This is a genomic window from Streptomyces sp. SID1328 (assembly GCF_009865595.1).
Taxonomy (GTDB): Bacteria; Actinomycetota; Actinomycetes; order Streptomycetales; family Streptomycetaceae; genus Streptomyces; species Streptomyces griseoluteus.
This window is the reverse complement of sequence record NZ_WWKH01000005.1, coordinates 1-7,379: the sequence shown is the minus strand read 5'-3', so window position 1 is coordinate 7,379 and position 7,379 is coordinate 1. Positions and strand designations below refer to the sequence as shown.

The following is a 7,379-nucleotide window of genomic DNA, read 5'->3' as shown; positions in this document are numbered from 1 at the left end:
GCCCGCCACCGCGCTTGGCGGCCTTCCTGCGGGCCGCGCGGCCCCCGGGGGCTCCCCCAGAGCCCGCCGCGCCCGCGGAGGCGCTCAGCGAGCCGTACGCGCCCTCCGCCGCACCGGGCACTCTGAGGGCCATCGTCCGGTCGTCGAGGGGGAGTTCGGGATGCTGATCGCCGTACTCGCCGTACTGGTCCACGGCCGGCATCCGCGCCGTCCCCGGATCGCCCGCGCCCACGAACGCCGGACCGTAGGACCCGTACGGCACCCCGCCGTACGCGTCCTCGCGTTCCGGGCGCGGGGTGGTCACGCCGTGGCCCTGCCCACCACCGGGGCGAGCCCCGCCGACCTCGCCACCGCGTCCCGGTCGCCGCACTCGGCGAGCCAGTTGGCCAGCATCCGGTGGCCGTGCTCGGTCAGCACCGACTCGGGGTGGAACTGCACTCCCTCGACCGGGAGTTCACGGTGGCGCAGCCCCATGATGATCCCGTCCTCGGTGCGGGCGGTGACCTCCAGCTCGGCGGGCACGGTGGCCGGCTCGGCGGCCAGCGAGTGGTACCGGGTGGCGATGAACGGGGTCGGCAGTCCCGCGAAGACGCCCCGCCCCTCGTGGATCACCGGCGAGGTCTTGCCGTGCAGCAGCTCGGGCGCCCGGTCCACCACCCCGCCGTAGGCGACCTGCATCGACTGCATGCCGAGGCAGACCCCGAACACCGGGACACCGGTCGCCGCGCAGTGCCGGACCATGTCCACACAGACCCCGGCCTCCTCGGGCGTACCCGGTCCGGGCGAGAGGAGGACGCCGTCGAAGCCGTCCTGGGCGTGCGCGGTGGTCACCTCGTCGTTGCGCAGCACCTCGCACTCGGCGCCGAGCTGGTACAGGTACTGGACGAGGTTGAAGACGAAGCTGTCGTAGTTGTCGACGACGAGAATCCGGGCGCTGCTCACTGGTTGTCCACCGTCACATCGTTGAAGGGCAGCAGCGGTTCCGCCCACGGGAACACGTACTGGAACAGGACGTAGACCGCGGCCACGACGAGCACGAGCGAGATCAGTGCCCTCACCAACGCGTTGCCCGGCAGATGCCGCCAGATCCAGCCGTACATGCCGTCCCTTCCGTTCCTCCACGGCTCCTGACTCACGCCGTACGGCACCAGACTAACGGCGCCGGGTCCGTCACCGGCGTGCCTGGAGCACACCTGGACTTACGGGGCCGGGCGCCGATCACCTCAATGACGGGCGGAACGGTTTCGCGCCGCGAACAAGCGGTCGGCGGGTGAGCTGCGGCTGCCTCGGGCGTGCCTACTTCACGGGCGTCGCGTAGTGCAGGTCGACGGTGCCGGTGTAGCCGGGCAGCGTGACGGTGCCCTGGTCGGCGACGTCCCAGCCGAGGCCGTAGACATTGACGTACACCATGTAGTTCTGGATCGCCTTGCTCGCGGCCAGCGCCTGCTTCAGCCGCTCCGGGTCACCCACGGCGGTGATCTTGTACGGGGGCGAGTAGACGCGGCCCTGGAGGATCAGGGTGTTGCCGACGCAGCGGACCGCGCTGGTGGAGATCAGCCGCTGGTCCATGACCTTGATGCCCTGGGCGCCGCCGTGCCACAGCGCGTTGACGACCGCCTGGAGGTCCTGCTGGTGGATGACCAGGTAGTCGGGCTGCGGCGGGGGATAACCGGGGAGCTTGGCGGTGGCGTTCGGCGGGGCGTCGTTGAGGGTGACGGTGACCGCCTTGCCGGTGAGCCGCTCGGTGCCCGCGCTCTTCTCCAGCCCGCCGAGCCGCCGGTCCTGGGCGCGGGTGCTGCCGTCGTCGCCCTCGGCGAGCGACTCGACCCTGTGCCGCAGTGTGGCGTTGGACTCGTCCAGGCCCTGGTTCTTCCGGCTGCGCTCCTGGATGAGGTCCGACAGCTTCAGCAACGACGTGTCGGTGCGCAGGTCGGTGCCCTTGGCGGTGTTGAAGCTGGTGACGAAGATGAGGCCGGCCAGAGCGAAGACACCGGCGGTGAGAATCCGCACCGGCCGGAAACGGGGACGACGGGCGGGCGCGGAACCCATTGCTCCCGTCCCTGGGGAGTCGGCAGAATTGCTCAACGTACCCTTATCTCCTTCGGCGCCGCGGAAGCACTACGCTAACGGACGTCCGGGGGAGCACCCGGTGTGCCCTTGCCGTCCCCTTGTACGCTGCCCCGAGCTCGACCCAGAACCTGCGCGGCCACGCAGCGCATCGACAGGAGAGACCTTCGTGCCGAAGTCACGTATCCGCAAGAAGGCCGACTACACGCCGCCGCCGGCCAAGCAGGCCCAGGCCATCAAGCTCACCAACAGCGCCTGGGTCGCGCCCGTCATGCTGGCCATGTTCCTCATCGGCCTGGCGTGGATCGTGGTGTTCTACGTGACCGACGGCTCGCTGCCGATCGACAGCCTGGACAACTGGAACATCGTCGTCGGCTTCGGCTTCATCGCGGCGGGCTTCGGCGTCTCCACCCAGTGGAAGTGACCGGGCCCCGCACCCGGTTCCGGCGACCTCTGCCCACGGCCCTCCACTGAGTTATCCACAGGCCAACGAAGTATCCACACCCCCCTGGGGAAAAGGAATACGATCTGTGGATAACTAATCCCCGGTTGACGCCGGAAACACCATCCGACGACCGGCGCTCCGCCTCATGCCCCCTGTCTGACCTGCGGATTCACATCCGAGCGGCAGGGGGCACGATTGTTCCCGCACCGTGTGCACAAGATCGGGCACAGACTGTGGACAACGGTTCGGGCTCAGGTGAGCTGGAGCGTCCGCACCAGGGTGAGAACCGCCACCACGAGGAGCACCAGCGCACAGGCTCCGTACTGGATCAGCGCCCGTCGCTCACGTGGGGCGTGGATCATCGCGTACCCCACGACGACACCCGCGACGAGACCGCCGATGTGCGCCTGCCAGGCGATGCCCGGCACCCCGAACGTGATGATCAGGTTGACCACCAGCAGCACGATGACGGGCCGCATGTCGTACCGGAGGCGGCGCATCAGCACCGCGGTGGCGCCGAACAGCCCGAAGATTGCCCCGGAGGCACCCAGCGAGGGCTGGTTGGGCGCGGCCAGCAGATAGGTCAGCGCGCCGCCGGCCAGGCCGCAGACCAGATACAGCGTGAGGTAGCGGGCGCGGCCGAGGGCGCCTTCGAGCGGGCCGCCGATCCACCACAGGCTGAGCATGTTGAACAGGATGTGCACATAGCCGCCATGCAGGAACATCGAGGTCAGCAGGCGGTACCACTGCCCCTCGGCCACACCCTGGATGCCGGTGAGATGGGGGGCGTAGGCCCGGCCGATCAGGTCGAGCTGGTTGGTGAAGACATCGCCCAGGGAGAGCTTCACCAGGAAAAGGGCCAGGTTCAGCCCGATGAGGACCTTGGTGACCAGGCGGGGATCGCGGGTGAGGGTGCCGCCCGCGAGGGTGCGGGGGCGGTTGTCTGCGGGAGCGGACGCGGTGCCGCCCGACGCGGGGGTGCCGCCGCGCGCGCAGTCGGGACACTGGAAGCCGACGGAGGCGTCGACCATGCATTCCGGGCAGATCGGCCGGTCGCAGCGGGTGCAGCGCACGCCGGTCTCCCGGTCCGGATGCCGGTAGCAGACGGGCACGCTGCGGGCGCCCGGGGCGTCGGCCGCTGCCTGTTCCATGAGTTCCCCTTCGTCCCTCGCGTCGTCCGTCGTCACTCCGGGGGCGCGGCACCGCCCCCGCCCATCCTTACGGACGAGAGGGGCATTTGGTTCCCTGTGCGGAAGTCACCGGCCGCCGATCAGCCCTCGCTCTTCTCCACCACCACGGACTCGATCACCACGTCCTCGACCGGGCGGTCGTTGCGGCCGGTGGGGACGGCGGCGATGGCATCGACGACCTTCTGGCTGGCCGGGTCGGCGACCTCGCCGAAAATGGTGTGCTTGCGGTTCAGCCAGGTGGTCGGGGAGACCGTGATGAAGAACTGCGAGCCGTTGGTGCCCGGCCCGGCATTGGCCATGGCGAGCAGATAGGGCTTGTTGAAGGACAGGTCGGGGTGGAACTCGTCCGGGAACTGGTAGCCGGGGCCGCCGATGCCGGTGCCGAGCGGGTCGCCGCCCTGGAGCATGAAGCCGCTGATCACCCGGTGGAAGGTGGTGCCGTCGTAGAGCCGGTCCGTGCTCTCGACGCCGGTCCCGGGGTGCTTCCAGGAGCGCTCGCCCTGGGCCAGCTCGACGAAATTCCTGACCGTGGCCGGCGCGTGGTTCGGGAACAGCCTGATCTTGATGTCCCCGTGGTTGGTCTTCAGGGTGGCGTAAAGCTGCTCGGCCACGGTCTGCCTTCCGTTGTCTTTCCGTTCGCCCCCGATCCTCGCACGCTCCCGGTGGCCCCCGAACCGGGCGAGTGACGGCGAGTTCGGCCCGTATGGGCGGCGCGCGGCGGCGAATCGTGGCAGGGTCGTGAGCGGGGCCGGTTGCCCGGAATTTCACCGCTTCGCCAGAGATCGGCACCCGTATGCCCGTCCACACATGCTGTGTGGGCCACCGACAGGCATGATCCGTAACAGGGTGGACAGTCGAAATACCGTACCGCCACCGAGGAGGAGGTTCCCGTGACCCGCATCGACAGCGTGCGCGCCGCGACCGGTTCGGCCAAGGACAGCGTGCTGCACGCAGCGGACGTGGTGGCGCCCTATGCCGACACGGCCAAGGAGCGTGCCGCTCATTACACGCAGGAGGCACGTGTACGGCTGGCGCCCGTGGTCTCGCAGGCGGCCGACCAGGCCCGCCTTCAGTACGACGCCAAGCTCGCCCCGCAGGTGGAGCGAGCACTCTCCCACGTGCCGCCGAAGGTCGATCAGGCGGCACAGGACGCTGCCAAGCTGACCCGCAAGGCCGCCAAGCAGGCGGCGGTGTACTCCCGGCCCAAGATCGAGCAGGCCGTGGCCGCCGCCACCCCGGTGTACGACGAGGCCGCGGCGCGCAGCGCTGCCGCACTGGTCGCACTGCGGGGCAATGTGTCGGCCAAGGAGATCAAGAAGCTGGCCCGCCGCAACGAGCGTCGTGGCCGCAGCGGCCGGGCGCTGAAGTACGTGGCCCTGGCCAGCCTGCTTGCCGGCGGCGCCTACGCCGTCTGGCAGTGGTGGGACCGCCAGGCCAACCCGGACTGGCTGGTCGAGCCCCCGGCCGCCACGGAAATGCCGGACTCCGCCCGCCTCCACTCGGTCGACGGCACCGGCACCTCCGTCCTGGACCCGGAGGTCCAGGCAAAGCAGGTCGAGGATGACGTCGAGGGTGACGAGAACCGCTGACCTGACGCCTCAAGTCACGGGCACCGCAGGCTGTTTCACGTGAAACAGCGCCCGCTCTGCCCCGAGGCCCCGTCCCCACGGCGGCACGAGAAAACCCCCTCCGCACTGCGTTTTCGCAGGTCGGAGGGGGTTTTTCGGTGTGGAGCCTAGGGGAGTCGAACCCCTGACATCTGCCATGCAAAGACAGCGCTCTACCAACTGAGCTAAGGCCCCGGAAGGGAACGACCGACGGGAGAACGGGCTCCTGGCGGGCGTCGCAGACCAGAGTACCGGTTCACCCCCCGTATCCCGCAAAAAGATTGGGGGTCCCCGCGAATCACCCCGCTCCGTAGGATGCTCGACGTGGTTCGCTTCAGCGAACCACGGTTTCTGGGGAAGCGATGGGGAGACGCAATGGATGCCGCACAGCAGGAAGCCACCGCGAGAGCGCGGGAGCTCCAGCGGAACTGGTACGGGGAGCCGTTGGGGGCGCTCTTCCGTAAGCTCATCGACGATCTCGGGCTCAACCAGGCCCGGCTCGCCGCCGCGCTGGGGCTGTCGGCTCCGATGCTGTCGCAGCTCATGAGCGGCCAGCGGGCCAAGATCGGCAATCCCGCGGTGGTGCAGCGGGTGCAGTTGCTGCAGGAGCTGGCCGCGCAGGTGGCGGACGGCAGCGTGAGCGCGGCCGAGGCGACCGACCGCATGGATGAGATCAAGAAGTCCCAAGGGGGCTCGGTGCTGAACAACACCACCACGACGACGAACAGTTCGGGCGCGCCCACGGTCAAGCGGGTCGTGCGCGAGATCCAGTCACTGCTGCGCTCCGTCGCCGCCGCCGGGGACATCATCGACGCCGCGGACACCCTCGCCCGGACCCACCCCGAACTGGCAGAGTTCCTCCGGGTCTACGGCGCGGGCCGCACCGCCGACGCGGTCACGCACTACCAGTCCCACCAGAGCTGACCCCCGGCCCGGTCCGGAGGAGGTCCGGCACCGGGCCCGGTCGTACGGCCGGGGCAGCGCACCAGGGGGAGGAGCTGCACGGTCATGGGTGAGGTGTTCGCGGGCCGGTACGAGCTGGCCGACCCGATCGGGCGTGGCGGTGTGGGCGCGGTGTGGCGCGCCTGGGACCATCGCAGACGGCGTTATGTCGCCGCCAAGGTGCTGCAGCAGCGCGACGCCCACACCCTGCTGCGCTTCGTGCGCGAGCAGGCGCTGCGCATCGATCATCCGCATGTGCTCGCGCCGGCGAGCTGGGCGGCCGACGACGACCAGGTCCTGTTCACCATGGACCTGGTGTCCGGTGGCTCCCTGGTCCATCTGATCAACGACTACGGCCCTCTTCCGCCGGTGTTCGTGTGCACCCTGCTGGACCAGTTGCTGTCCGGGCTGGGTGCCGTGCACGCCGAGGGGGTCGTGCACCGGGACATCAAGCCCGCCAACGTGCTGCTGGAGGCCACCGGCACGGGCCGGCCCCGGCTGCGGCTGTCCGACTTCGGCATCGCCATGCGGTTCGGGGAGCCCCGGCTGACCGAGACCAACCTCGTGGTCGGTACGCCGGGCTATCTGGCGCCCGAGCAACTGCTGGGGGCCGAACCCGACTTCCCCGGTGACCTGTTCGCCGTGGGGCTGGTCGCCCTGTATCTGCTGGAGGGGGCCAAGCCGGACGGCAAGGAGATCGTCCGGTACTTCCTCGAGCACGGGACGCCGGGTGCGCCCGCGCGGGTGCCCGACCCGCTGTGGCAGGTGATCGCCACCATGCTCCAGCCCGACCCCGCGGCCCGCTTCCGCACCGCCACGGGCACCCGCAAGGCCCTCGCCGCCGCCCGTGAACTCCTCCCCGAGCCCGGCCCCGACGACGAGCCGATAGAAATCTTCGACCAGCTGGGCCCCCTGCCCCCCGGCTTCGGCCCCGAGGGCCCCCACAAACCCGCCTCCGCGGTGGACACCCGCTGGGGTCACCGTCCCGTCGGCGCCCCGGACACCAGCGGCACGACGACGGACGCCCGCCTGCCCGCCTCCTCCCCGACAGCCGACCTGGGCACCCGCCCCCCGGCCGTCACCACCCCGTCGATGTCCGACACGGGCAGTTTCCACCTCCCGCCCCCA

At 70.0% G+C, this 7,379-nt stretch carries 9 protein-coding genes, 1 tRNA gene and 1 pseudogene; 4 read left to right on the top strand and 7 right to left on the bottom strand.

Annotated elements, in window-relative coordinates:
• From GT030_RS00255 to GT030_RS00240, 4 genes and pseudogenes are all read right to left on the bottom strand, one after another.
• Positions 1-304: pseudogene (locus GT030_RS00255) on the bottom strand (class E sortase); the annotation flags it as partial.
• On the bottom strand, positions 301-942 hold the full coding sequence (locus GT030_RS00250; RefSeq protein ID WP_031179054.1) for an aminodeoxychorismate/anthranilate synthase component II: 642 nt from the start codon (positions 940-942) through the stop codon (positions 301-303). The pseudogene GT030_RS00255 and the gene GT030_RS00250, both read right to left, overlap by 4 nt.
• Positions 939-1,100, bottom strand: a complete 162-nt coding sequence (locus GT030_RS00245) for a hypothetical protein (RefSeq protein ID WP_030805941.1) — start codon at positions 1,098-1,100, stop codon at positions 939-941. Before GT030_RS00245 ends, GT030_RS00250 begins: the two co-directional genes overlap by 4 nt.
• Before the next feature lie 196 nt (positions 1,101-1,296).
• Positions 1,297-2,085: a DUF881 domain-containing protein gene (locus tag GT030_RS00240; RefSeq protein ID WP_161199254.1), complete on the bottom strand. Its 789-nt coding sequence runs from the start codon at positions 2,083-2,085 to the stop codon at positions 1,297-1,299.
• Between the two features lie 151 nt (positions 2,086-2,236).
• Here GT030_RS00240 and crgA point away from each other — a divergent pair, with 151 nt between their 5' ends.
• Positions 2,237-2,491 (top strand): cell division protein CrgA, encoded by a 255-nt coding sequence (crgA, locus tag GT030_RS36025; RefSeq protein ID WP_061922326.1) that lies wholly within the window; start codon positions 2,237-2,239, stop codon positions 2,489-2,491.
• 272 nt (positions 2,492-2,763) lie between these two features.
• Here crgA and GT030_RS00230 read toward each other — a convergent pair whose 3' ends face one another.
• Complete coding sequence (locus GT030_RS00230; RefSeq protein WP_161199253.1) at positions 2,764-3,663, bottom strand: rhomboid family intramembrane serine protease; 900 nt, start codon at positions 3,661-3,663, stop codon at positions 2,764-2,766.
• A gap of 119 nt (positions 3,664-3,782) precedes the next feature.
• Positions 3,783-4,313 (bottom strand): peptidylprolyl isomerase, encoded by a 531-nt coding sequence (locus GT030_RS00225; RefSeq protein ID WP_161199252.1) that lies wholly within the window; start codon positions 4,311-4,313, stop codon positions 3,783-3,785.
• 279 nt (positions 4,314-4,592) lie between these two features.
• Between GT030_RS00225 and GT030_RS00220 the strand changes: the two genes are divergently transcribed.
• Positions 4,593-5,291 carry a DUF5324 family protein gene (locus GT030_RS00220; RefSeq protein WP_161199251.1) on the top strand — a complete coding sequence of 233 codons (699 nt, stop codon included), beginning with the start codon at positions 4,593-4,595 and terminating at the stop codon, positions 5,289-5,291.
• 140 nt (positions 5,292-5,431) lie between these two features.
• On the opposite strand, the gene GT030_RS00215 is transcribed toward GT030_RS00220, so the two are convergent.
• Positions 5,432-5,504 (bottom strand) — tRNA-Ala (locus tag GT030_RS00215).
• Positions 5,505-5,684: 180 nt separating this feature from the next.
• Between GT030_RS00215 and GT030_RS00210 the strand changes: the two genes are divergently transcribed.
• Together GT030_RS00210 and GT030_RS00205 are read left to right on the top strand one after the other, a co-directional pair.
• Positions 5,685-6,233 (top strand): helix-turn-helix transcriptional regulator, encoded by a 549-nt coding sequence (locus GT030_RS00210; protein ID WP_161199250.1) that lies wholly within the window; start codon positions 5,685-5,687, stop codon positions 6,231-6,233.
• Between the two features lie 84 nt (positions 6,234-6,317).
• The coding region (locus GT030_RS00205) for a serine/threonine-protein kinase (RefSeq protein WP_161199249.1) at positions 6,318-7,379 on the top strand (1,062 nt) is incomplete at its 3' end.